Below are 24,623 nucleotides of genomic sequence, written 5' to 3' on the forward strand. Positions count from 1 at the left end.
GGAGGAGGAGTGAGGAGAAGCGGGAAATCTACCAACCTCAAGGAAATCGCCACACTCCCCCCCCCCCCCCCCCCCCCCGCTCCCACAGAGGAATTGCTGTGACCAAAAAAATGCTGGCAATTTTCACCATTGATATGCGCCACTAGCGCCATTGATCAATACCGCTGCAACGCTGGAGAACCCCCGTTATGAGCGAGAGTATGTTTGCCGATCGCATCGTGCAGAACCTGCTCGACACCGACTTCTACAAACTGACGATGATGCAGGCGGTGCTGCATAACTACCCGAACGTGGAAGTCGAATGGGAGTTTCGTTGCCGGAACAGTGAGGATCTGCGCCCGTACCTGGCCGAGATCCGATTCCAGATGGAGCGTCTGGCCGAGCTGAGCCTGAGCGCCGACCAGTTGAGTTTTCTGGAGCGTATCAGCTTCCTCAAGCCTGACTTCCTGCGTTTCCTCGGCTTGTTCCGCTTCAATCTGCGCTACGTTCATACGGGCATCGAAAACGGTGAGCTATTCATCCGCCTGCGTGGTCCGTGGCTGCATGTGATCCTGTTCGAAGTCCCCATGCTGGCGATCGTCAGCGAAGTGCGTAACCGCTATCGCTACCGGGAAATCGTCCTCGAACAGGCCCGTGAGCAGCTCTATCGCAAATTCGATTGGTTGTCTGCCAATGCCTCGGCCGATGAGCTGACAGAGCTGCAGGTCGCCGATTTCGGCACCCGCCGGCGCTTTTCCTACCGAGTGCAGGAAGAAGTGGTGAACGTGCTCAAGCACGATTTCCCGGGCCGTTTCGTCGGCACCAGCAATGTGCACCTGTCCCGGGAACTGGACATGAAGCCACTGGGTACCATGGCCCACGAATGGATCATGGCGCACCAACAACTCGGCCCCCGTCTGATCGACAGCCAGAATGCCGCCCTCGATTGCTGGGTCCGTGAGTATCGCGGCCTGCTGGGGATCGCTCTGACCGATTGCATCACCATGGATGCCTTCCTCGGCGATTTCGACCTGTTTTTTGCCAAGCTTTTCGACGGATTGCGCCATGACTCGGGTGATCCGGTGGTGTGGGCGGAAAAAGCCATCGCCCACTATCACAAGCTCGGCATCGACCCGATGAGCAAGACGCTGACCTTCTCCGACAGCCTGACGCTGCCCAAGGCCCTGGAGATATTCCGGGCGTTGCGTGGTCGGATCAATGTCAGCTTCGGTATCGGCACCAACCTGACCTGTGATATTCCGGGTGTCGAACCGATGAGCATCGTGCTTAAAATGACGGCCTGCAACGGCGCGCCGGTGGCGAAGATCTCCGACGAGCCTGGCAAGACTCACTGCAAAGACCCGAATTTCGTCGCCTATTTGCGACACGTTTTCCAAGTACCTGCCGCCCTTTCAGGCACATCAAGCAAGGAGTGAATTCATGCAAGCCGTACAGCGTGAGATTGCTGAGCAGCTCAAGGTTCAACCACCGTTCGCCGACGAGGCCGCCCTCGAAGCTGAAGTCGCCCGGCGGATTACCTTCATCCAGGACTGCCTCGTCAATTCCGGGCTCAAAACCCTGGTACTCGGCATCAGCGGCGGCGTCGATTCCCTGACCGCCGGCCTGCTGGCCCAGCGTGCCATGCGTGAACTGCGCCAGAGTACAGGGGATGGCAACTACAAGTTCATCGCTGTGCGCTTGCCTTACGAGACCCAGTTCGATGAACACGATGCTCAGGCGTCGGTGGATTTCATCAAACCGGACGAGCGCCACACCGTGAACATTGGCCCGGCGGTCAAGGCCCTGGCCAATGAAGTCGCAGCGTTCGAAGGCAAACATGCGGTGTCGGTGGATTTCGTGCTCGGCAATACCAAGGCACGGATGCGCATGGTCGCCCAGTACACCATCGCCGGCGCCACCCAAGGCCTGGTGATCGGCACCGACCATGCGGCGGAAGCAGTCATGGGCTTCTTCACCAAGTTCGGCGATGGCGCCTGCGACCTGGCGCCGCTCAGCGGCCTGGTGAAAAACCAGGTCCGGGCGATTGCCCGCAGCTTCGGCGCGCCGGAATCGCTGGTGGAAAAGATCCCGACCGCCGATCTCGAGGACCTGTCGCCCGGCAAGCCGGACGAAGCTTCCCACGGTGTTACCTACGCCGAGATCGACGCCTTCCTGCACGGCAACCCGGTGCGCGAGGAAGCGTTCAAGATCATCTGCGATACGTACAACAAGACCCATCACAAGCGCGTAATGCCGTTCGCGCCTTGAGGCGTGGATAAATGAAAAAGCCCGCTGAGGAGTGATCCTCAGCGGGCTTTTTCTTTGGCCAACAGCTCTATCGATGCTGATGCCCCCTCGCGAGCAGGCTTGCTCCCACATTGACGGCGCTAAACCTGTGGGATCGAGCCTGCTCGCGAAGAACGATAACGCGGTGTGCCTGATTACTTCAGGGTCACCGTGCCTTTCATCATCGAGATGTGGCCCGGGAACGAGCAGAAGAAACCGTATTTCTCGTTGGCATCAAGCTTCGACACATCGAAGGTCACCGAGTCGGTTTCCTTGGCGCCGATGATTTTGGTGTGAGCGATAACGCGGGCATCGCCTTCTTTCAGGTAGTTCTTGTCGATACCGGCGCTCAGGCCGTCAGTGGCGATCGGCTGCATGTCGGCTTCTTTGCTGATCACCAGGTTATGGCCCATGACGTTCTTCGGCAGGCTGCCGGAATGGGTCAGTTCGACGGTAAACGTTTTGCAGCTCTTGTCGATTTCAATGGCCTTGGTGTTGAAGGACATTTGGTCTGTGGAGTCAACGGTGACTTTGCACTCCGCAGCCATCAATTGGCTGCTGGCCAGTGTCAACAGGGATACCGCAACAAGTTTGGCAAACATGGTGAATCTCCAAGGCAGGGTTATCGGGAATTGCGAATGGACAGAAGACTGCCTGAAAACTTCGCAAGTTCATATGACCTGAATCAAAAATTGTATACAACTTTTGGGCTATGGGACCCATCAAGACAATCTACCAGCCAGGCGTCTGGCCCGGGCCTATGATCAGACCGTCATCACCTAACGGAGTGCCTGTCATGTCCCTCAATAGCCTGTTGTGCAGTTTGCTGGCCGCCTACGCCTGCGGAGCCAGTGGTACGTACGAAACACCCAAACGCGAAGTTTAGCCCTTGGAGCGCCGAGCGCCTGCCTTTACTCTGTGGCCCTGATCGACCCTGGAGTAAGGCATGTCTTTAGCATCCATCTGTGTATTTTGTGGTGCCAGCACCGGCACCAACCCGGCTTATCGTGAAGCGGCCGTGGCCTTGGGCCAGGCATTGGCCGAACGCAAGCTGACACTGGTCTACGGTGGTGGCGCCGTGGGCCTGATGGGCATCGTGGCCGACGCCGCGCTGGCAGCCGGCGGCGAAGTGATCGGCATCATCCCGCAGAGTCTCAAGGACAAGGAAATCGGCCATGGCGGCCTGACCCGGCTGGAAGTGGTCGACGGCATGCATGCGCGCAAGGCGCGGATGGCCGAACTCAGCGATGCCTTCATCGCATTGCCGGGTGGCCTGGGCACCCTGGAAGAGCTGTTCGAAGTCTGGACCTGGGGTCAATTGGGTTACCACGGCAAACCACTGGGCTTGCTGGAAGTGAACGGCTTCTACAGCAAGCTCACCGGTTTTCTCGATCACATCGTCGGCGAAGGCTTCGTTCGTGGGGCGCACCGTGACATGCTGCAAGTGAGCGAATCGCCGCAAACGCTGCTCGACGCCCTCGATAGCTGGCAACCGAGCGTAGCGCCGAAGTGGGTCGAGCAAAAACCCGACTAACGTCCCGGCACCGATACAGGGCAGAATACGCGCCGCTCAACCTCACCTTCGACCCCAGAGGAACGCCCATGGCTAAACCCAATTATTCCTTCGCCAAACGTCAGCGCGACTTGGCCAAGGAGCAGAAGAAAGAGGAAAAGCTCCAGCGCAAGAAAGCGATGGCTGAAGAGGCGGCACTGAACCCTGAGGGTGAAGTCGCGGCAGAAGAGGATGTTGATGCACCGAAAGAGCAGGCGCCCGACGCCTGAGACCCTCCGGGCCGGATGACCTGATCAGGCCTTCACAATCCCACTTGTAGGAGCGAGCTTGCTCGCGATGGTCGTCAACGATAACGCGGGGCGCCTGATACCCCGCAGTGCTCACGGGTTCATCGCGAGCGAGCTCGCTCCTACAGCGGATCTGCGTTAATCCAATGGCATCACGGTGACCCGAACTTCCGGGTCGTGATTGCCTCCCCCCAGAATCACCCCACGCAACGGCGATACATCGGAAAAATCCCGCCCCCAGGCCAGGGTGATGTGCTCCAGCGCCGGCTGCACATTGTTGGTCGGATCGAAATCGACCCAGCCCGCCACCGGGCAATACACCGAGACCCAGGCATGGGACGCATCGGCACCGATCAGTCGGGGCTGGCCGGGTGGCGGCTGGGTCAGCAGGTAGCCGCTGACATACCGCGCGGCCAGGCCCCGGGAACGTACGCAGGCGAGCATCAGGTGGGCGAAGTCCTGACAGACGCCACGCCGACGCTCCAGCACTTCCACCAGTGGCGTCGCCACTTGGGTCGCTTCGGCATCGAAGGTGAATTCGTTGAAGATTTTCTCCATCAATGCCTGAACACCCAACAGCAACGGTCGGCCCGACGGAAAGCAGCTTTCTGAAAACTCGACGAAGTTGCGCTTCAAATGCACATAAGGCGACTGAAACCGGTAACGGCACGCTTCGAGCAACTCGGACGAAAGTGGATGGCTGCTGTAGGTCAACGCGTTGCGGGTTTCTTCCCAGGCTGGCGACAGGTTGAAATCCGGCGTCGGTCGGGGCAGCACTTCGATGGTGAGGCTGGCGTTGACCAGCAACTCATCATGGGGGCGTTCGAATGCTAGCCGAGTCAGCGGGTTACCAAAAACATCCAGCTCATCACGGCGGGTCGTCGGGTCCGGGCTGATCTGTAACTGCTGCTCGGTGCAGCGCTGCCAAGTGCAGGCGCGTGGCCACAAGTGCGCCAGTTGCTGGGCCAGGGACACCGGACTGTCGTAGTGGTAATGGGTGTCGTGGAAAATCTGGTATCGAGCGCTCATCAAACGGACACCGTGCGCTGGCTGACATCATCGACATGGGCAAAATGGCGCAAGGCCAGGCGATCGGATACTTGCCCGCTGGCATCGGCAATTTCTTGCAGCAAATCGGCCAAACCTTCGAGCGCTGCGCGCACACTGGCCTCACCGAACAGCGGGTTTTCCAGACAACCGAGATCGAAACGCGCCAGCCGCTCCACCAAATGCGGCAGCCCTGCTTCCCGAGGCGCATCAAAGTCGTCGTTCAGGCGTTTGAGGGTTCGGGTCACCAGTTTCAACTGGAACAGCACCGCGTGGGGGTTCTGCTCATCCAGCAGCAACAGGTCGAGTACCGGAATCAACTGCGCCACCGCCAGATACCGTGAGCGATAGGTAATGCTGCTGTTGCCCAGCTCCAGCAGCCATTCGAGACCGGCCTGATCGAACACCCCGGCGCCACGCAGAAACGCCGCCAGGCTGCCACTGAGGAATTGCAGGCGCTCGATCCGCCGACCGATCATCAGGAAGCGCCATCCTTCGTCCCGGGTCATGTCGTCGAGGGCAAAACCGGACAATGCCGCCAGGGACATCACTAGGCGGTTGAGGAAATCCAGCAGTTCGCCGAAATCCGGTTCATCGGTTTCCAGCTCCATGGCTTCGCGCTGCAACTCCACCAGCGCCTGCCAGTTTTCCCGCGAGAGTTTGCCGCGCACCTGCGAGGCGGCCCATTGCAACCGCTGAAGGTTGGAGCGCAGGCTGAACGGCCAGTCTTCGCCGAGAATCGCCGCGAGCAGTCGCTCCGGCAGCTCGCCTTCATCGGGCAACAACATCAATCGCTCCCCCAGTTCAACCGCGGCCTGCAGCGCCTGAGGGTCGTCGCCGTCGACATAACGGGCCAGCATGATCCGCAGCAAGCGCGCGCTGTCATCGCAACGCTCGCAGTAACGGCCGAACCAGTACAGGTTTTCCACCACCCGCGACGGCAGGTAGGGATCGCGTCGCACAAGATCGTGCACGCCAATGTTGCGCTGGGCTTTCCACTGTTCGCCGCTGGGCGCTCGATCGCCTAACACCCAGGTGTCCTTGCTCGCCCCGCCACGCTGCATCGACACCACTTCGGCATCGGCCTCGGCGGCAACCCGGGTCAAGCCGCCCGGCAACACGCGATAGCCATCGTGGCTGGCCACCGCATACACGCGCATGCCAATGGCCCGGGGTTGCAACTGCCCGCCTTCGGCCTGCCAGATCGGCGCCTGGGACAATTGCGCCAGTTCTTGCGCAACATAAGCATATGGCCGCGCCCGCATGCGTTCGGCGAGATCATGACGCTGTTTTTCACTCAAATCCCGACCAAAGACCGGGGCAAAGCTCTGGGACGGAAACGCCGGTTTGATCAACAATTCCGGCAATTTATCCAAGGCCTGGGCCAGTACCGGCGCTTCGCCGCACCACCAGGTCGCAATCGACGGCAATATCAGTTCTTCACCCAACAGGAACTGGCTGATTTTCGGCAGGAAGCCCAGCAATCCCGGCGACTCGAGCACGCCGCTGCCCAAGGCGTTGGCCACCAGCACCCGCCCTTGCCGTACGGCATCCAGTAGGCCCGGCACGCCAAGCGCCGAATCGGTACGCAGTTCCAGCGGGTCGCAGAAGTCGTCGTCGAGCCGGCGCATGATCGCATGAACCCGGCGCAGGCCACTGAGGGTTTTCAGATAGACCGTGGCATCACGTACCGTCAGGTCGCCACCTTCCACCAGCGGATAACCGAGCTGGCGAGCGAGGTACAGGTGTTCGAAATAGCTTTCGTTGAAACGCCCCGGCGTCAGCAGTACCACCAGTGGCACCTCTTCATCGCTGGGTGCCTGGTGGGCCAGGGTTTCCTGAAGCGTGCGGAAGAAGCCGGCCAGATGCTGCACTTTCAAATCGCGGTACAACTCGGGAAAAGCCCGGGAGACGATGGTGCGGTTTTCCAGCGCATAGCCAGCACCCGAAGGCGCTTGAGTGCGATCCGCCGTGACCCACCAGCGGCCGTCGGGCGTGCGTGCCAGATCCACGGCATACAGATGCAGAAACGTCCCGTCAGGCGGGCTGATGCCCTGACAGGGCCAGAGGAAGTTGTTGTGGCCGAACACCAGCTCGGCGGGCAATAAACCTTCGGCAATCAGCCGTTGCGGTCCGTACAGGTCGGCCAGCACCGCATTGAGCAATCGGGCGCGCTGGGCGATACCGGTCGATAACTGCTCCCACTCATCGGCCGCAATCACGTGGGGCAGTAGATCCAGCTCCCAGGGTCGATCGGCGCCCTTGGGATCGGCATAGACGTTATAGGTAACGCCGTTTTCCTGAATCTGCCGGCTCAGCAGCGCCTGACGCTGCACCAGTTGCGCTGGCGTGCTGCGCTGCAATTGATCGAACAACCGCCGCCAGTGCGGACGCACCGCGCCGCTGTCGTCGAGCAGTTCGTGATAGGTGCCCGCCGTCAGCGGGTAGCGGTCTAGCAGGTCAGGCATGGAAAGCTCGGCAGACAGCAGGGAACAGTCAGACTAACGCAGGCTCATGACGCCCGGATAGACGAAAAATCCGGACGTCGCGTACGGTTTAGAAGCGTCGCAAATCGAGTGTCATCGGCAACTCATCATTGATGTCCAGCGTCGGAACAGGAAGTTTCCCTGGCGTATGTCCGAGCCGGAAGAAACGCGCCATGCGCCGGCTCTCCGCTTCGTTGGCATTCACCGGCAAGGTCTCGTAGTTGCGTCCGCCCGGATGCGCGACGTGGTACTGGCAACCGCCTAGCGAGCGGCCCATCCACGTATCAAGCAGGTCGAACACCAGCGGCGCGTGGACCGGGATGGTCGGCTGTAGACAATTCGCCGGTTGCCAGGCGCGAAATCTCACGCCTGCGACGAACTCACCGACACGTCCCGTGGGCTGCAACGGCACCGGGATGCCATTGCAGGTCAGCACATAGCGCTGGGACGGTAGACCGGTGAGCTTGACCTGCAAGCGTTCCAGGGACGAGTCCACATAACGCACCGTGCCCCCCATCGCGCCCTCCTCCCCCAGCACATGCCACGGTTCGAGTGCCTGGCGCAGTTCAAGCGCGATGCCATTGACGGCGTAATCGCCCACCTTGGGAAAACGGAACTCCAGATGCGCCGCAAACCACTCGGCCCGCACCGGATAACCAGCGGCATTGAGATCGACGATGACGTCGGCGAAATCCTGCTCGATGAAATGCGGCAACAAGAATCGGTCATGCAGCTCGGTGCCCCAACGCGCCAATTTCGGCGGTGCGTAAGGCTCACGCCAGAACCGTGCAACCAACACTCGCAGTAATAACTGCTGGGCCAGGCTCATGCGTGCATGGGGTGGCATTTCAAAGGCCCGCAGTTCCAGCAAGCCCAAGCGTCCCGTCGCGCCGTCCGGGGAATAGAGTTTGTCGATGCAGAACTCGGCACGATGGGTGTTGCCAGTGACATCGATCAGCAGGTTGCGAAGCAGCCGGTCGACTAGCCACGACGGGCATTCCTCGCCGGGCTCAGGCATCTGCGCAAAGGCGATTTCCAGTTCGTACAAGGCGTCGTTGCGCGCCTCATCGATGCGTGGTGCCTGGGATGTCGGACCGATGAACAGTCCGGAAAACAGGTAGGACAGTGACGGGTGGTTATGCCAGTAACTGATCAAGCTGCGCAGCAAATCCGGGCGACGCAGAAACGGCGAGTCAGCTGGTGTCGCGCCACCCAGCACGAAATGGTTACCGCCCCCGGTACCAGTGTGCCGGCCATCGATCATGAATTTTTCGGTGCTCAATCGGGTCTGTCGAGCTTCCTCGTAGAGGAATTCGGTACGCTCGACCAGCTCATCCCAGGTCGCCGATGGCTGCACGTTGACCTCGATCACACCCGGGTCAGGGGTGATGCGGAAGTTGCTCAAACGTGGATCGCTGGGCGGCTCATAGCCTTCCAGCAAGACAGGGCAATGCAGTTCTTCGGCAGTGGCCTCGATGGCAGCGACCAGTTCCAGATAGTCCTCGACCCGCTCCAACGGTGGCATGAACAAATACAGCCGGCCCTCGCGCGCCTCGGCGCAGAACGCCGTGCGCGTCAGCCAGTCGGCGGACTCGTCAATCTTCGGTGCACGTTCCTGCGACTCGGCTGACGCACCATGGGTGTTCAACTGCGCGGTATCGGGCAGGGCCGGGAAATCCTGGTTCGGGTCCTGTGGATGGATGAACGGATACTCCGCCGCTTTCACCCAAGGCTGAGAACCGAGCGGCAGGCGATAACCCAAGGGCGAATCCCCCGGTACCAGTCGACAGTGCTCGTCACGCAGATACCAGCGTCCGCTTTGCCACTGATCGCCCTTGGCGGTGCGCGCCAGCGGCAGCACCTGACCGATAACCTTGTCCAAACCCTGACTGAAGACCTTGCGCAGTCGCGCACGCTCCAGCGGTTCTTCCAGACGCGAGTCTTCGGCGCTGACGTTCTGCGGTAACGTGCCTTCGCGCCATAGGTAATAGAAATGGTCTTCGTAGGCCGGAAACACAAAACGCGTCGGAATGTTCAGGCGCTCGGCGACACTGGCCAGGAAACGTCCGGCCAACTCGCCATTGGCGCCATAGTCTTCCTGTTCGTCAGCGATCAGCGCACTGTTTTGCCAGATCGGCACACCGTCGCGACGCCAATAGCAGTTGAGCGACCATCGCGGCAGTTGCTCGCCGGGGTACCACTTGCCCTGACCGAAATGAACCAGGCCCTGAGGCGCGTAGCGCTTACGCATACGCTGGAACAGCTCGGCGGACAGCCGGCGCTTGTTCGGTCCCAGTGCCGCCGTGTTCCACTCGGCGCCATCCGGGTCATCGATGGACACGAACGTCGGCTCGCCGCCCATGGTCAGGCGCACGTCCCCTTCCAGCAGATCGGCATCGATCTGCCGCCCCAGCGCCTGAATCGCCAGCCACTGCTCTTCGGTGTAGGGCTTGGTCACCCGTGGTGCCTCCCAAATCCGCTCTACCGACATTTCGTGGCTGAATTCACACTCGCACGGCTCCACCAAGCCACTGATCGGGGCCGCAGAGGACGGATCGGGACTACAGGCCAACGGAATATGTCCTTCACCGGCAAATAGCCCAGATGTCGCATCCAGGCCTATCCAGCCGGCCCCCGGCAAGTACACCTCGCACCAGGCATGCAGGTCGGTGAAATCCACCTCCGTGCCAGAAGGGCCATCGAGACTCTTCACATCGGCGGTCAACTGGATCAGGTAGCCCGAGACAAAACGTGCTGCCAGCCCGAGGTTGCGCAGCAACTGAACCAGCAGCCACGCGGAATCGCGGCACGAGCCGGACACTTGCTCGAGGGTTTGCTCGGGCGTTTGCACACCCGGCTCCATGCGAATCAGGTAGTCGATGTCTTCGCTCAGGCGCTGGTTGAGCGCAACAAGGAAGTCCACGGCAGGCAGCGGCGTGCGGTCGATACCGTCCAGATACGCCTTGAACTTTGGCGTCAGGGGTAGGGTTTCCAGGTACGGCGCCAATTCCTTGCGCTCGTCCGCAGCATAGGTGAACGGGATTTTTTCCGCGTAGGGTTCAAGAAAGAAGTCGAAGGGATTGAAGATCGCCATTTCCGCCAGCAGATCGACTTCGATCCGCAGCTCATCGGTTTTCTCCGGGAACACCAACCGCGCCAGGTAGTTACCCTGCGGGTCTTGCTGCCAATTGATGAAATGCTGCTCGGGCGAGACGTTCAGCGCATAGGACAGTATCCGCGTGCGACTGTGGGCGGCCGGGCGCAGGCGAACGATCTGCGGACCGAGCTCGACGGCGCGGTCATAGCGGTAATGCGTGACATGGTGCAATGCGACATGAATCGACACGGCGTGCCTCCTGCGAGCCTTGGGCGAATTCGAAAGCGCGCAAGACTTATGCCATCCGGCGGTGCTGGCGCTTTCTCCGATTACAGGAGGCAGTACAGCACCAAAATCGGGCGATGCAGGAAAATGCTTAGGGAGAGTTGCACGTATTTGTGGCGGTGAGGTGTATGCAGCCGATCTTGTGGCGAGGGAGCTTGCTCCCGCTGGGGCGCGAAGCGGCCCTGACTCTGCTCCCGATACATGCTGAACCTTACATTTCCGGTTTTGCGACGGCTTCGCCGCCGAACGGGAGCAAGCTCCCTCGCCACAATGATTGTCACTGTTTCAGAAATGCAAAACGCCAACCCGAAGGTTGGCGTTTTGTTCAGCTCAAAAAGGCTTAGCGCGGTACGACCGGCTTGCGAGCCGGCTTCGGCCCCTTGCCCTTCGCGGCATCCTTGCGCTCCTTGGCCGCCTGCTGGTTGCGGGCAAACGCCGCTGCCTTGGCCTGTTCACGCTTGTCCCACGGGTTGCCGCCATCGCTGGCGCGCGGTGGCAGACCGGTGTGCTGGGTCAGGATCTTGGTGGTTTCCTTGCCCACTTTGTGGCTGCCGGCCGGCGTCGAGTTCTTGCGACGGGCACTCTGGTAGCTGTCGGTGGACGGCTGGTGCAACGGGATCAACTGGTGCTTGCCCGGCCCGATCAGATCGCTGCGGCCCATACGGATCAATGCTTCACGCAGCATCGGCCAGCCTTTCGGGTCGTGATAGCGCAAGAACGCCTTGTGCAAGCGACGTTGCTCTTCACTCTTGACGATGGTGACCGCGTCGCTCTTGTAGGTCACTTTACGCAGCGGGTTCTTGCCCGAGTGATACATCGCGGTGGCAGTGGCCATCGGCGACGGGTAGAACGCTTGCACCTGGTCGGCACGGAAACCGTTGCCCTTGAGCCACAGGGCCAGGTTCATCATGTCTTCGTCGGTGGTGCCCGGGTGAGCGGCGATGAAGTACGGGATCAGGTACTGCTCTTTCCCCGCCTCCTTCGAATACTTCTCGAACATCCGCTTGAACTTGTCATAGCTGCCGATGCCCGGCTTCATCATCTGGTTGAGCGGACCTTCCTCGGTATGCTCCGGGGCGATCTTCAGGTAGCCGCCAACGTGGTGGGTCACCAGTTCCTTGACGTATTCCGGGGACTCGACCGCGAGGTCGTAACGCAGGCCGGAAGCGATCAGGATCTTCTTCACACCCGGCAAGGCGCGGGCGCTGCGATACAGCTGGATCAGCGACGAGTGGTCGGTATTCAGGTTCGGGCAGATGCCAGGGAACACGCACGACGGCTTGCGGCACGCGGATTCGATTTCCGGGCTCTTGCAGGCGATGCGGTACATGTTCGCGGTCGGGCCGCCCAGGTCAGAGATCACACCCGTAAAACCGGGAACCTTGTCGCGAATTTCTTCGATTTCGCGAATAATCGACTCTTCGGAACGGTTCTGGATGATCCGGCCTTCGTGCTCGGTGATCGAGCAGAAGGTGCAGCCGCCGAAGCAGCCACGCATGATGTTCACCGAGAAACGGATCATTTCGTAGGCCGGGATTTTTTCCTTGCCGTACGCCGGGTGCGGAATGCGCTGATAAGGCATGCCGAACACGTAGTCCATTTCTTCAGTGGTCATTGGAATCGGTGGCGGATTGAACCAAACGTCAACTTCGCCATGTTTCTGCACCAGCGCACGGGCGTTGCCCGGGTTGGTTTCCAGGTGCAACACGCGGTTGGCGTGGGCATAAAGCACCGCGTCGTTACGGACTTTCTCTACCGACGGCAGGCGGATCACGGTCTTGTCGCGAGTCATCTTCGGGCTGGCCAGGATCTGCACGACCTTGGCTTCCTGCGGGTCTTCGACCGGCCCCTTCTCTTGCTCAATGGCGCAGGCGGCAGTGTCCTGGGTGTTCACGTACGGGTTGATGATCTTGTCGATCTTGCCCGGACGGTCGATGCGGGTGGAGTCGACTTCGTACCAGTCTTTTGGTGTGTCGCGGCGGATGAACGCCGTACCGCGCACATCGGTGATGTCTTCGATCTTGTGGCCGTAGGACAGGCGCTGGGCGACTTCGACGATCGCACGCTCGGCGTTGCCGTACAGCAGGATGTCGGCGCTGGCGTCGATCAGGATCGAGTTGCGGACCCGGTCCTGCCAGTAATCGTAGTGGGCGATGCGGCGCAGGGATGCTTCGATACCGCCGAGCACGATCGGTACGTGCTTGTAGGCTTCCTTGCAGCGCTGGCTGTAGACCAGGCTCGCACGGTCCGGACGCTTGCCCGCCAGGCCTCCCGGCGTGTAGGCGTCATCGGAACGGATTTTCTTGTCCGCGGTGTAGCGGTTGATCATCGAGTCCATGTTGCCGGCCGCGACACCGAAAAACAGATTCGGCTCGCCGAGCTTCATGAAATCGTCTTTGGACTGCCAGTTCGGCTGGGCAATGATCCCGACGCGGAAGCCCTGGGCCTCCAGCAGCCGGCCAATGATCGCCATGCCGAACGACGGGTGATCGACGTAGGCATCACCGGTGACGATGATGATGTCGCAGGAATCCCAGCCGAGCTGATCCATCTCCTCCCTGCTCATCGGCAGGAATGGCGCTGGTCCGAAACACTCGGCCCAGTACTTTGGATAGTCAAATAACGGCTTGGCTGCTTGCATGTCGATAACCGGTGTGGGCTTTCATTGAATTTCGCGGGCGCGGAATATAGCACAAATTTTGACCAATTCCGACGGCCATGGTCGGAAATTGGCGGTGAACTCTTCGCGAGCAGGCTCGCTCCCACAAAGGAACGCATTCCAAAGTGGGAGCGAGCCTGCTCGCGAAGGGGCCCTTTTAGGCGCTACTTGACTTACTCGTCGTCGTCGAAGTTATAGCTACCTGGAGCCAGGTTCTCGAATCGGGTGTATTTACCGATGAACGCCAGGCGGATAAAGCCGATCGGACCGTTCCGCTGCTTGCCGATAATGATTTCGGCGATGCCTTTGTGTTCGGTTTCCGGGTGATACACCTCGTCCCGGTACACGAACATGATCACGTCGGCGTCCTGCTCGATCGCTCCGGATTCCCGCAAGTCGGAGTTCACCGGGCGCTTGTTCGGCCGCTGTTCCAGGGAGCGGTTGAGCTGGGACAACGCCACCACCGGGCAGTTGAATTCCTTGGCCAGGGCCTTCAGGGACCGGGAGATTTCGGAAATCTCGTTGGTCCGGTTGTCACCGCTGGAACCCGGAATCTGCATCAGTTGCAGGTAGTCGATCATGATCAGGGCGATGTCGCCGTGTTCACGCACCAGACGTCGGGTACGCGCGCGCATTTCCGACGGACTGATGCCGGCGGTATCGTCGATGAACAGCTTGCGGTCGTTGAGCAGGTTGACCGCCGAGGTCAGGCGCGGCCAATCATCGTCTTCCAGCTGACCGGAACGCACCTTGGTCTGATCGATGCGGCCGAGGGACGACAACATACGCATGATCAGCGATTCACCTGGCATTTCCAGCGAGTAAACCAGAACAGCCTTGTCGCTACGCAACACGGCGTTCTCCACCAGGTTCATCGCAAAGGTGGTCTTACCCATGGACGGACGGCCGGCGACGATGATCAGGTCAGCCGGTTGCAGACCGCTGGTCTTCTCGTCGAGGTCGGTGTAGCCCGTGGACAGGCCAGTGATGGCGTTGTCGGTGTTGAACAGCGTATCGATACGGTCGATGGCTTTGGTCAACAGCTCATTCACACCCACCGGGCCGCCGGTTTTTGGCCGGGCCTCGGCGATCTGGAAGATCTGCCGTTCAGCTTCATCGAGAATCTCTTCAGCGGTGCGGCCTTCCGGATTGAAGGCACTATCGGCAATTTCGTTGCTGATGCCGATCAATTGCCGCAGGGTCGCGCGCTGGCGAACGATCGCCGCATAGGCCTTGATGTTGGCGACGGACGGCGTGTTTTTCGCCAGCTCGCCAAGATATCCGAGGCCACCGACCTGCGAAGTCTGACCTTCCTTGTCCAGTTGTTCGGACAGGGTCACGACGTCGATCGGCATGTTTTGATCAGCCAGTTTGGCGATCGCACGGAAAATCAGGCGGTGGTCATGTCGATAAAAATCACCGTCGGAGACTTGATCGAGCACGCGTTCCCAGGCGTTGTTGTCCAGCATCAGACCACCGAGCACAGCCTGTTCGGCTTCGATGGAATGCGGCGGCACCTTCAGCGCGGCGGTTTGCAGATCGTATTGCTCGGGAGCGGAGATTTCGTTCATGGCCACTTGGTTGTTCAGGAAAGCAGGGGTTTAAAAACGGAAGTACCAGAAAGACAAAGGGCACGACCTGTAAACAGGATCGTGCCCGATGTTACCGGCAAGCACCCGAGGGTGCCAGCCGACAAGTACTGCTTAAGCTGCTACCACGACAACGCGTACGGTGGCTTCAACTTCAGCGTGCAGGTGCACGGCTACGTCGAATTCACCTACGTTGCGGATAGTGCCGTTCGGCAGACGAACTTCGCTTTTTGCAACTTCAACGCCAGAGGCGGTCAGTGCATCAGCGATGTCGTGGGTGCCGATCGAACCGAACAGCTTGCCTTCGTCACCAGCGGTGGCAGTGATGGTCACTTCCAGCTCAGCCAGTTGGGCGGCACGGCTTTCAGCCGATGCTTTACGGTCTGCTGCAGCTTTTTCCAGCTCAGCGCGACGCTCTTCGAACGCAGCCAGGTTGGCTGGGGTCGCAGCGGTAGCTTTACCGTAAGGCAGCAGGTAGTTACGACCGTAACCAGCCTTAACGTTCACTTTGTCACCCAGGTTGCCCAGGTTGGTGACTTTTTCCAGAAGGATCAGTTGCATGTGGAAATCCTCTTAACTTTTAACCTTCACCGTTCGCGTTATCGGCGTCTTTCGGCGCCAGACGACCGCGAAAATCAATCAGGCTGTCGACGATGGCCAAAACCACCAGCAACGGATAGATCAGCTGCATGAACAGCAACAGCGTGACGTACAACCCCACCAGCCAGAACCTGGCCAGTCGCTTTTGCGCCACCAGCCCGTGAATCAGGGCTAGCCCGGCGAAAACCAGCGGTACGCTGCACAACGGCACAAGCATGGACATCTGGACACCGAGGTTCGGTGACACAACCATACCCGCCAGCAGCAACATCGCGGGCCCCAGCGGGATTCGGACGGCGCGAAACTCGCGACCGAAACCACCGGGGTTGTACAACAACGCCTGCCAGTAGCGCCCGACAATCAGGCTCAGCACACTGACGATTTGCAACAAGGCCGCTATCAGGCCGGTCAGGATCGGTGCAATCAGGGACGCGAAACGCGCTTGCTCGTCTACCGACATCTTCTGGTAGACCTCACCGAGTAGCGACGGCATGACTTTGATCAAAGCCTGCGCCAGCATCTCGATCTGGGGACCAAAAGCCGTCCCCAGCACCACTGAAAACACCACTCCCATCGCTATGCTGACCAGCAGCACGCGGTTCCAGGACTCGCTTGCGCGCAAAACCAACGCAAGGCTCGCAGACCCCAGCAGCACCAGAAGCGCCCGCGGGTCGTCGGAGTAAAGCCACCAGATCAATGCCGGCAGCATTCCCAGAGCAAGAACGCCCAGGGCGTCCCTCAATCCGCGCCGCAGGAGCACAAGGCATCCGGCGGCAGCACCCAACCAATACAACAGCGGCAATGCCGCGCATCCAGCCACTACCAGAGTGGCCTGCATGCGACCCCGCATGATGAACTCAGCCAAGGCACGCATACATTCAATCCTTTGCTACGAGTCGACTACCCGGTCTCAGCGGCCGTGGCTGTCGGTGTAGGCCAGCAGGGCCAGGAAGCGGGCGCGCTTGATAGCGGTGGCCAGCTGACGCTGATAACGAGCTTTGGTACCGGTGATACGGCTTGGAACGATTTTGCCGGTCTCGGATACGTAGGCTTTCAGAGTGTTGAGATCTTTGTAATCGATCTCTTTCACGTCTTCAGCGGTGAAGCGGCAGAATTTACGACGACGGAAGAAACGTGCCATTTGATAGGCTCCTTAAAAGGTCCGTGGATTACTCGTCAGCGTTATCGCTGTTGTCGCTGTCATCACCCTCAACGCCTTCAGCGTCGGAGTGCTCAGGACGGTCGCGACGCTCACGGCGCTCACTGCGGTTTTCTTCAGCCTTGAGCATCTCGGACTGGCCGGTAACGGCTTCGTCGCGACGGATGACCAGGTTACGGATCACTGCATCGTTGTAGCGGAAGTTGTCTTCCAGCTCGGCCAGGGCCTTGCCGGTGCACTCAACGTTCAGCATCACGTAGTGAGCCTTGTGAACATTGTTGATTGCGTAGGCCAGTTGACGACGGCCCCAATCTTCCAGACGGTGGATTTTGCCGCCGTCTTCTTCGATCAGCTTGGTGTAACGCTCAACCATGCCGCCGACTTGCTCGCTTTGATCCGGGTGGACCAAAAAGATGATTTCGTAATGACGCATGAATGCTCCTTACGGGTTGTAGCCTGCCGCTCAGAAGCGGTCAGACAAGGAGTGAATGACACTTATGGACTTGCGTGGACGAGGCACATGCGCGCCTGCCGTCACAGCAAGGGGCGCAATTGTAGAGAAGGGACTGAAGAGGTGCAAGGTAATTGGTGATTATTTGAACAGCCACCAACTTATGCCACACCACAAAACACTGTGGGAGCGAGCCTGCTCGCGAAGAGGACTTAACATTCAACACTGATGCTGAATGTTACACCGCTTTCGCGAGCAGGCTCGCTCCCACAGGGATTACAGCAGGCTCAAGACTTCTTGGCGGCCGCCGCGGCTTTCGCCCCACGCTGACGCTGCGCCTCGAACAGGCAGACCCCAGTCGCCACGGACACGTTGAGACTGCTGACACTACCGGCCATTGGCAGGTGCACCAGGTAATCGCAATGCTCGCGAGTCAAGCGACGCATGCCTTTACCTTCGGCGCCCATGATCAGAATGGTCGGGCCGGTCAGGTCCTGGTCATAAATGCTGACCTCAGCCTCCCCCGCTGTGCCGACAATCCACAAGCCGCGCTGCTGGAGCTTTTCCAGGGTCCGCGCCAGGTTGGTCACGGCAACCAGCGGAATCACTTCCGCCGCACCACACGCAACTTTTCGCACCACCGGCGTCAGGGTTGCCGATTTGTCTTTCGGAACGATCACCGCCAGTGCACCCGCCGCATCGGCAGAACGCAGGCAAGCGCCGAGGTTGTGCGGATCAGTCACGCCGTCGAGCACCAGCAACAACGGAGCACCTTCAGTGCGATCGAGCAGCTCGTCGAGCATCGCCTCGCCCCAGACTTGGCTAGGGCTTACCTCTGCCACCACACCCTGATGTACGCCCTCAACCCAGGCGTCCATCTCACGGCGCTCGGCCTGACCGACCTGGACACGGTTTTCGTTGGCCAACTCGATCAGCGTCTGTACCCGCGGATCACCGCGACCTTCGGCCAGCCAGATCTGCTTGACGCGCTTGGGGTGGTGACGCAGCAACGCTTCTACAGCGTGCACGCCATAGATTTTTTCCAACTGACTCATGACTTGGCCTTAGGTTTACGTGCCCCGCCGCTTTTGGCTGGGGCTGAGCCCGCTTTTGGCGGACCTTTACGATGTTTGCTCGGTTTGGCTGGCTTGCCGCCGACAGCCTTGTCAGGCGCCGACCGCCCGGTCTTTCCCGCAGACGCCGCTTTACCACCGTTTTTCGCGTCGGCCAGCAGCGCCTTTTTCATTTCACGACTTTTGCGCACTTCGGCGTTTTTCGCCGCCGCATCGCTCGGTCGATAGGCTTCGACTGCCTTTTCCTTGGCAGGACGACGACCGATTTTCGCCGGAGCGGGCTCTGCAGCTGCTTTTGTGGAAGACGCCGCCGGAGCGACGGTTTCCGTGCCGCGCTTCTTGCGCCCGATTGGCGCTGTAAGGGTTTTCTCGGCCATTTCGAAGTCGATCTTGCGCTCGTCGAGATCGACGCGCATGACCCGCACTTCAACGGTGTCGCCAAGGCGGAAGCTGCGACCGGTACGCTCACCGGCCAGGCGGTGGTGCACAGGATCGAAGTGGTAGTAGTCGCCCGGCAGCGCGGTGACGTGCACCAGGCCCTCGACGTAAATATCCGTCAGTTCGACAAACAGACCGAAGCCGGTGACCGCCGTGATCACGCCCGGGAACGACTCGCCCACGCGATCTTTCATGTACTCGCACTTGAGCCAGTTCACGACGTCGCGGGTCGCTTCGTCGGCTCGACGCTCGCTCATCGAGCACTGCTCACCTAGCTGCTCCAGTGCCGCTTCGTCGTACGGATAAATGCGCGCCTTCGGAATGGTCATCGCACCGGCACGGCGAACGTGCGGGGTGTCCTGCTTCGAATGGATGACGCTGCGAATCGCCCGGTGCGTGAGCAAGTCCGGGTAGCGGCGAATCGGCGAAGTGAAGTGGGTGTATGCCTCATAATTCAGGCCAAAGTGACCCTGGTTATCGGCGCTGTACACCGCCTGACTCAACGAGCGCAGCATCACCGTCTGGATCAGATGGAAGTCCGGACGATCCTTGATGTTGGCCAACAGGGCCTGGTAGTCCTTCGGCGATGGACCTTCCTTGCCTTTGTGCAGGGACAGGCCAAGCTCGCCAAGGAAAGCGCGCAGTTTTTCCAGACGCTCAGGCGGCGGACCATCGTGGACGCGGTACAACGCCGGGATTTCGTGCTTTTTCAGGAATTCGGCGGTGGCCACGTTGGCCGCCAGCATGCATTCCTCGATCAGCTTGTGCGCATCGTTGCGCACGGTCGGCCGGATTTCGGCGATCTTGCGCTCGGAGCCGAAGATGATCCGGGTTTCCTGGGTTTCGAAATCGATCGCACCACGCACATGACGGGCAGCCAGCAACACCTTGTACAGCGCATACAGCTGCTTGAGGTGAGGCACGACATCGGTGTACTCGCCACGCAGCTTGCGAGCCTCGGTGGCTTTCGGCGTTTCGAGCATGGCGCTGACCTTGTTGTAGGTCAGGCGCGCATGGGAGTGAATGACCGCTTCGTAGAAACAGTAGTCGGTCATTTCGCCAGACTTGGAAATGGTCATCTCGCAAACCATGGCCAGACGATCGACCAGCGGGTTCAGCGAGCACAGACCGTTGGACAGCTGCTCGGGCAGCATCGGAATCACGCGCTCGGGGAAGTACACCGAGTTGCCGCGGACCTGGGCTTCGGCATCCAGCGCCGAACCCAGTTTCACGTAGCTGGAAACGTCGGCGATAGCCACGTACAACTTCCAGCCGCCGGAGAACAGGCGCAGCTTGCCCGGACGGGCTTCGCAATAGACCGCATCGTCAAAGTCGCGAGCATCTTCGCCGTCGATGGTGACGAACGGCAGATGTCGCAGGTCGATGCGCTTCTCTTTGTCTTTCTCTTCGACTTCCGGCTTGAGCTTGGCGGCCTCCTTGAGCACAGCCTCCGGCCAGACATGAGGAATGTCATAGGTACGCAGGGCGACGTCGATTTCCATGCCCGGCGCCATGTAGTTACCCACGACTTCAATCACGTCGCCTTGCGGCTGGAAGCGTGGCGTCGGCCAGTGCGTGATCTTCACTTCGACGAACTGACCGATATCGGCATTGGCGTTACGACCCGGAGTCACCAGCACTTCCTGCTGGATTTTCGGATTGTCGGCGACGACAAAACCGATGCCGCCTTCCTCGAAGTAGCGACCGACGATGGTTTCGTGGGCACGGGACACCACTTCGACAATCATGCCTTCGCGCCGACCACGGCGATCCAGGCCGGAAACACGGGCCAGAGCACGGTCACCGTCGAACACCAGACGCATTTGCGCAGGGCTCAGGAACAGATCGTCACTGCCGTCATCCGGCACCAGGAAGCCGAAGCCGTCGCGGTGACCACTGATCCGACCGAGAATCAGGTCGAGTTTGTCCACCGGCGCATACGTGCCACGACGGGTGTAGATGAGTTGAGCATCGCGCTCCATGGCGCGCAGACGGCGGCGCAGGGCTTCGATCTGGTCTTCAGTGGTCAGACCAAATTCTTCGACCAGTTGCTCGCGGGCAGCAGGCGAACCCCGATCAGCAAGGTGCTGAAGGATCAGTTCGCGGCTGGGAATAGGGTTTTCATATTTTTCCGCTTCACGAGCGGCCTCGGGATCGAGGGACTGCCAATCGGCCATTAGAGAGTTTTCACCTTGTCTATATGCGGGTTAGTTTGGCATAGGCATCATGAAACGGGAAATTTCAAGCTATATAAGGCCCTTCTGAAGCCCTGTGTCGATGCCTGAAAGGCGTTTTGAACACCGCCCGTAAAAAAAACCGTTTTTTTTGGCGGCAGGGGTTTACAGTTAAAAAGGCGCTCCGTATAGTGCGCGCCATCGACAACGCAGACACATTGTCGAAGCTGCCCAGGTGGTGAAATTGGTAGACACGCCAGCTTCAGGTGCTGGTGACCTTACGGTCGTGGAAGTTCGAGTCTTCTCCTGGGCACCAATTTCGAGCTTGAGACTAGATCAGTTTCAAGACTCACACAAAAACCCGCGAAAGCGGGTTTTTTGCATTCTGGACGCGCATTTTGTCAGAACTGATTTATTAAAATTAAATCAGGGGTTTACAGATCAAAATGCGGTCCGTATAGTGCGCCACATCAACAGCGGCAACGCTGAAGATGATTGCCCAGATGGTGAAATTGGTAGACACGCCAGCTTCAGGTGCTGGTGACCTTACGGTCGTGGAAGTTCGAGTCTTCTTCTGGGCACCAATTCAAAATTCACGGTTACGACCTTGAATTTCACAGAACCCGCGAAAGCGGGTTTTTGCGTTTCTGGCATTTAAAAACATCCCCGCTCCCTGTAGGAGCGAGCTCTGCTCGCGATGGATGTGTGGGCGACGCATTTCTGCAGACAGCCCTCGTATTCGTTCGCACTCATCGCGAGCAAGCTCGCTCCTACAGAAGCAATGCCAGCTCCTTATCAAACTCATGCCAACATCGCAAAGCGCATTTGAGAAAGAATATCGTTTATCATTGTTGCAAGTTTTTGCAATGCGACAGTGAGGAACCCTGCGAATGATGTTTCGAAATACCCTGCGCCGCGGCTTGACCATCACCCTGCTCGGCCTGGCACTCGCCACTCCCCTCACCCAAGCCGCCGACCCGGTTTCCCTGACCCTCTACAATGGCCAACACAAGGAAGTCGGTGACGCTGTCGCCAAGGCCTTCGAAGCCAAGACCGGCATTCACGTCAATGTCCGCAAGGGCAGCAGCAACCAACTTGCCAGCCAGGTCGTTGAGGAAGGCGATCGCTCTCCCGCCGATGTGATCTACACCGAAGAGTCTCCGCCACTGAACAAGCTCGGTGAGCAAGGCCTGCTCGCCAAGGCTGACGATGCAACCCTGGCGGTGCTGCCCAAAGAATACGTCGCCGGCAACGGCACTTGGATTGGCGTGACTGCCCGGGTGCGAGTGGTCGCCTTCAACCCGAAGCTGATCGATGAAAAAGATCTGCCGAAGTCGGTCATGGAGTTCTCCGACCCGAAATGGCAAGGCAAGGTCGGCTTCGTGCCCACCAGCGGCGCATTCCAGGAACAGGCCGTCGCGATCATCAAGGTGCACGGCATGGACGCCGCCGAAGAATGGCTGACCGGCCTGCGCGCCTTCGGCAAGACCTACAGCAACAACATGGTCGCGCTCAAAGCCGTGGAAAATGGCGAAGTGGCCACCGTGCTGGTCAACAACTACTACTGGTTCGCCCTGCAACGCGAAAAAGGCCAGCTCGACTCGAAACTGCACTACTTCACGGGCGGCGACGTCGGCGGACTGATCACCGTTTCCAGTGCGGCCGTGCTGAAATCCAGCAAACGTCCAAAAGAAGCCCAGCAATTGCTTGCCTACATGGCCAGCGAGGAAGGTCAGCGCGTGATCACCCAGACCACCGCCGAATACCCACTGCACAAAGGCATGGAATCGGATCGCGGCCTCAAGCCGTTCAGTGAACTGGAAGCACCGAAAGTCACTCCAGCCGATCTTGGTAACGCCGAAGAAGCCCTGGACCTGGAACGCGACGTTGGCCTGAACTGATGAGCGCATCGTTATCCGCCCGTGGCGGCTATGTGCCGCGACGCAAACGACCATCGATCTGGCTTATGTTGCCGGTATTGCTGCTGGTAGTGCTCAGCCTGCTGCCTCTGGCCTATGTCGGGCTCAAGGCCTGGCAAGCCGGCTGGGCCGAAGCGCTGCACCTGCTGTGGCGGCCCTATGTGTTCGGCCTGTTGCGCAACACCTTGGCATTGATGGTCGGCGTTACGCTGACCTGCGGCGTGATCGGCCTATCCCTGGCGTGGCTGCTGGAACGCAGCAATCTGCCAGGACGGCGGTTGTGGGGAGTAATCTTGTGTTTGCCGTTCGCCGTACCGGCGTTCGTCAGCAGCTTCACATGGGTTTCGCTGAGCGCGCACTTCGAAGGACTGGGCGGGGCGATTCTCGTGATGACTTTGTCTAAATACCCACTGATTTTCCTGCCCGTGGCGGCGACCCTGCGCAACCTCGACCCTTCCCTGGAAGAGTCGGCCCGGACATTGGGACAGAACCGCTGCGGTGTGTTCTTCAAAGTCACCCTCCCCCTGCTCTGGCCATCGCTGCTCGCGGGTGCACTGCTGATAGCCCTGCACATGCTGGTGGAATTCGGCGCACTGTCGATCATTGGCCTGCAAACCTTCACCACCGCGATCTATCAACAGTTCGAACTGGAATTCAGCAACGCTAACGCAGCCATGCTTTCCGCAGTACTGCTGTTGCTGTGCCTGGCGCTGCTATGGCTGGAACTGCGAGTTCGTGGCAAGGGCCGACACGTGCGCACCGGGCAAGGTGCGGCGCGGCAAGCGGAACAGGTTCGACTGGGCCCCTGGGTGGTTGCCGGGCAACTGTACTGCCTGATGCTGGCGGTCATCGGCAGCGGTATTCCGCTGGGCATGCTGGCGTACTGGCTGGCCGTGGGCTCATCGGCGGCCTTTCCCGTTGCAGCCATCAGCGAGGCACTGCTGTCGTCCCTCGCGCTATCTCTGGGTGGCGCAGCACTGTGCCTGGTACTCGCCGTACCGGTAGGACTGCTGGTGGTGCGCTACAAGGGACAACTGGCAATCTGGGCCGAACGCTTGCCGTATCTGTTGCATGCGCTACCCGGCTTGGTGATTGCCCTGACCTTGGTGTATTTCGCCCTGCACTATGTGCCAATGCTTTACCAGACGTCGGCCCTCCTATTAATTGCTTACGCGCTGCTGTTTCTGCCTCTGGCCCAGGCACCGATCCGTACTGCGCTGAACAAAGCCGCACCGCAACTGGAAGAGGCAGCCCGCACACTGGGCGCCTCATCGTTTACCGCGTTTTGCCGGATAACGCTGCCGATCATTTTCCCTGCATTGGGTGCGGCGTTTGCCCTGGTGTTTCTGGACGCGATGAAAGAGCTGACGGCAACGCTGCTGCTGAGTCCGACCGGGCTCAACACCTTGGCGACAGAGGTTTGGGCGCATACCGCGAATGTGGAGTTTGCGGCGGCGGCGCCTTATGCGGCGTTGTTGATTCTAGTGTCGGGTGTGCCGGTTTATCTGCTGACGACGCGGATGTATCTGAGCCGTTGAATTAGCATTCGCGAGCAGGCTCGCTCCCACAGGAGAACGCATT

General features: G+C 59.7%; 18 protein-coding genes and 2 tRNA genes. 8 read left to right on the top strand and 12 right to left on the bottom strand.

The window, feature by feature from the left end; translation table 11 throughout:
• Window positions 1-188 precede the first annotated feature (188 nt).
• Both pncB and nadE read left to right on the top strand, forming a co-directional pair.
• Complete coding sequence (gene pncB / locus ACSFE6_RS13875; protein WP_435428145.1) at window positions 189-1,415, top strand: nicotinate phosphoribosyltransferase; 1,227 nt, start codon at window positions 189-191, stop codon at window positions 1,413-1,415.
• A gap of 4 nt (window positions 1,416-1,419) precedes the next feature.
• Complete coding sequence (gene nadE / locus ACSFE6_RS13880) at window positions 1,420-2,247, top strand: ammonia-dependent NAD(+) synthetase (protein ID WP_435428146.1); 828 nt, start codon at window positions 1,420-1,422, stop codon at window positions 2,245-2,247.
• A 173-nt stretch (window positions 2,248-2,420) separates the two neighbouring features.
• Here the strand turns inward: nadE and azu are convergent, their stop codons facing one another.
• On the bottom strand, window positions 2,421-2,867 hold the full coding sequence (gene azu / locus ACSFE6_RS13885) for an azurin (RefSeq protein WP_435428147.1): 447 nt from the start codon (window positions 2,865-2,867) through the stop codon (window positions 2,421-2,423).
• A 344-nt stretch (window positions 2,868-3,211) separates the two neighbouring features.
• Here azu and ACSFE6_RS13890 point away from each other — a divergent pair, with 344 nt between their 5' ends.
• Together ACSFE6_RS13890 and ACSFE6_RS13895 are read left to right on the top strand one after the other, a co-directional pair.
• Window positions 3,212-3,799 (top strand): TIGR00730 family Rossman fold protein, encoded by a 588-nt coding sequence (locus ACSFE6_RS13890; RefSeq protein WP_435428148.1) that lies wholly within the window; start codon window positions 3,212-3,214, stop codon window positions 3,797-3,799.
• Window positions 3,800-3,867: 68 nt separating this feature from the next.
• The gene (locus ACSFE6_RS13895) at window positions 3,868-4,047 is read left to right on the top strand and encodes a hypothetical protein (RefSeq protein ID WP_435428149.1); all 180 of its coding nucleotides are present in this window, start codon (window positions 3,868-3,870) and stop codon (window positions 4,045-4,047) included.
• 156 nt (window positions 4,048-4,203) lie between these two features.
• On the opposite strand, the gene ACSFE6_RS13900 is transcribed toward ACSFE6_RS13895, so the two are convergent.
• From ACSFE6_RS13900 to rnr, 11 genes are all read right to left on the bottom strand, one after another.
• Window positions 4,204-5,094, bottom strand: a complete 891-nt coding sequence (locus tag ACSFE6_RS13900; protein WP_435428150.1) for a transglutaminase family protein — start codon at window positions 5,092-5,094, stop codon at window positions 4,204-4,206.
• Window positions 5,094-7,580, bottom strand: a complete 2,487-nt coding sequence (locus tag ACSFE6_RS13905; RefSeq protein WP_435428151.1) for a circularly permuted type 2 ATP-grasp protein — start codon at window positions 7,578-7,580, stop codon at window positions 5,094-5,096. Before ACSFE6_RS13905 ends, ACSFE6_RS13900 begins: the two co-directional genes overlap by 1 nt.
• Before the next feature lie 88 nt (window positions 7,581-7,668).
• Window positions 7,669-10,944 (bottom strand): DUF2126 domain-containing protein, encoded by a 3,276-nt coding sequence (locus tag ACSFE6_RS13910; protein WP_435428152.1) that lies wholly within the window; start codon window positions 10,942-10,944, stop codon window positions 7,669-7,671.
• A 376-nt stretch (window positions 10,945-11,320) separates the two neighbouring features.
• Window positions 11,321-13,621 carry a YgiQ family radical SAM protein gene (locus ACSFE6_RS13915; RefSeq protein ID WP_435428153.1) on the bottom strand — a complete coding sequence of 767 codons (2,301 nt, stop codon included), beginning with the start codon at window positions 13,619-13,621 and terminating at the stop codon, window positions 11,321-11,323.
• Window positions 13,622-13,812: 191 nt separating this feature from the next.
• Window positions 13,813-15,210, bottom strand: a complete 1,398-nt coding sequence (gene dnaB, locus ACSFE6_RS13920; protein WP_435428154.1) for a replicative DNA helicase — start codon at window positions 15,208-15,210, stop codon at window positions 13,813-13,815.
• Window positions 15,211-15,342: 132 nt separating this feature from the next.
• Window positions 15,343-15,789 carry a 50S ribosomal protein L9 gene (gene rplI / locus ACSFE6_RS13925; protein WP_007939577.1) on the bottom strand — a complete coding sequence of 149 codons (447 nt, stop codon included), beginning with the start codon at window positions 15,787-15,789 and terminating at the stop codon, window positions 15,343-15,345.
• Window positions 15,790-15,808: 19 nt separating this feature from the next.
• Entirely contained in the window at window positions 15,809-16,702 is an 894-nt protein-coding gene (locus ACSFE6_RS13930) for a hypothetical protein (RefSeq protein ID WP_435428155.1), read from the bottom strand.
• Between the two features lie 36 nt (window positions 16,703-16,738).
• Window positions 16,739-16,969, bottom strand: coding sequence for a 30S ribosomal protein S18 (gene rpsR / locus ACSFE6_RS13935; protein ID WP_002551829.1), 231 nt, complete (start codon window positions 16,967-16,969; stop codon window positions 16,739-16,741).
• Between the two features lie 28 nt (window positions 16,970-16,997).
• On the bottom strand, window positions 16,998-17,420 hold the full coding sequence (gene rpsF / locus ACSFE6_RS13940; protein WP_010450485.1) for a 30S ribosomal protein S6: 423 nt from the start codon (window positions 17,418-17,420) through the stop codon (window positions 16,998-17,000).
• Between the two features lie 305 nt (window positions 17,421-17,725).
• A complete protein-coding gene (rlmB, locus tag ACSFE6_RS13945) occupies window positions 17,726-18,493 on the bottom strand; it encodes a 23S rRNA (guanosine(2251)-2'-O)-methyltransferase RlmB (RefSeq protein WP_435428156.1) in 768 nt (255 codons plus the stop codon).
• The gene (gene rnr, locus ACSFE6_RS13950) at window positions 18,490-21,126 is read right to left on the bottom strand and encodes a ribonuclease R (RefSeq protein WP_435428157.1); all 2,637 of its coding nucleotides are present in this window, start codon (window positions 21,124-21,126) and stop codon (window positions 18,490-18,492) included. Before rnr ends, rlmB begins: the two co-directional genes overlap by 4 nt.
• A gap of 226 nt (window positions 21,127-21,352) precedes the next feature.
• On the opposite strand from rnr, the gene ACSFE6_RS13955 reads away from it, so the two are divergent.
• The 4 genes from ACSFE6_RS13955 (at window position 21,353) to ACSFE6_RS13970 (ending at window position 24,580) form a co-directional block, all read left to right on the top strand.
• Window positions 21,353-21,439 (top strand) — tRNA-Leu (locus ACSFE6_RS13955).
• 181 nt (window positions 21,440-21,620) lie between these two features.
• Window positions 21,621-21,707: transfer RNA gene (locus ACSFE6_RS13960), tRNA-Leu, on the top strand.
• Between the two features lie 306 nt (window positions 21,708-22,013).
• Window positions 22,014-23,024 carry an extracellular solute-binding protein gene (locus ACSFE6_RS13965; RefSeq protein ID WP_435428158.1) on the top strand — a complete coding sequence of 337 codons (1,011 nt, stop codon included), beginning with the start codon at window positions 22,014-22,016 and terminating at the stop codon, window positions 23,022-23,024.
• Window positions 23,024-24,580 carry an ABC transporter permease gene (locus ACSFE6_RS13970; RefSeq protein WP_435428159.1) on the top strand — a complete coding sequence of 519 codons (1,557 nt, stop codon included), beginning with the start codon at window positions 23,024-23,026 and terminating at the stop codon, window positions 24,578-24,580. The genes ACSFE6_RS13965 and ACSFE6_RS13970 overlap by 1 nt, the downstream gene beginning before the upstream one ends.
• Window positions 24,581-24,623 lie beyond the last annotated feature (43 nt).

This window comes from Pseudomonas baetica, from assembly GCF_051216495.1.
In the GTDB taxonomy this organism is placed as follows: domain Bacteria; phylum Pseudomonadota; class Gammaproteobacteria; order Pseudomonadales; family Pseudomonadaceae; genus Aquipseudomonas; species Aquipseudomonas baetica_B.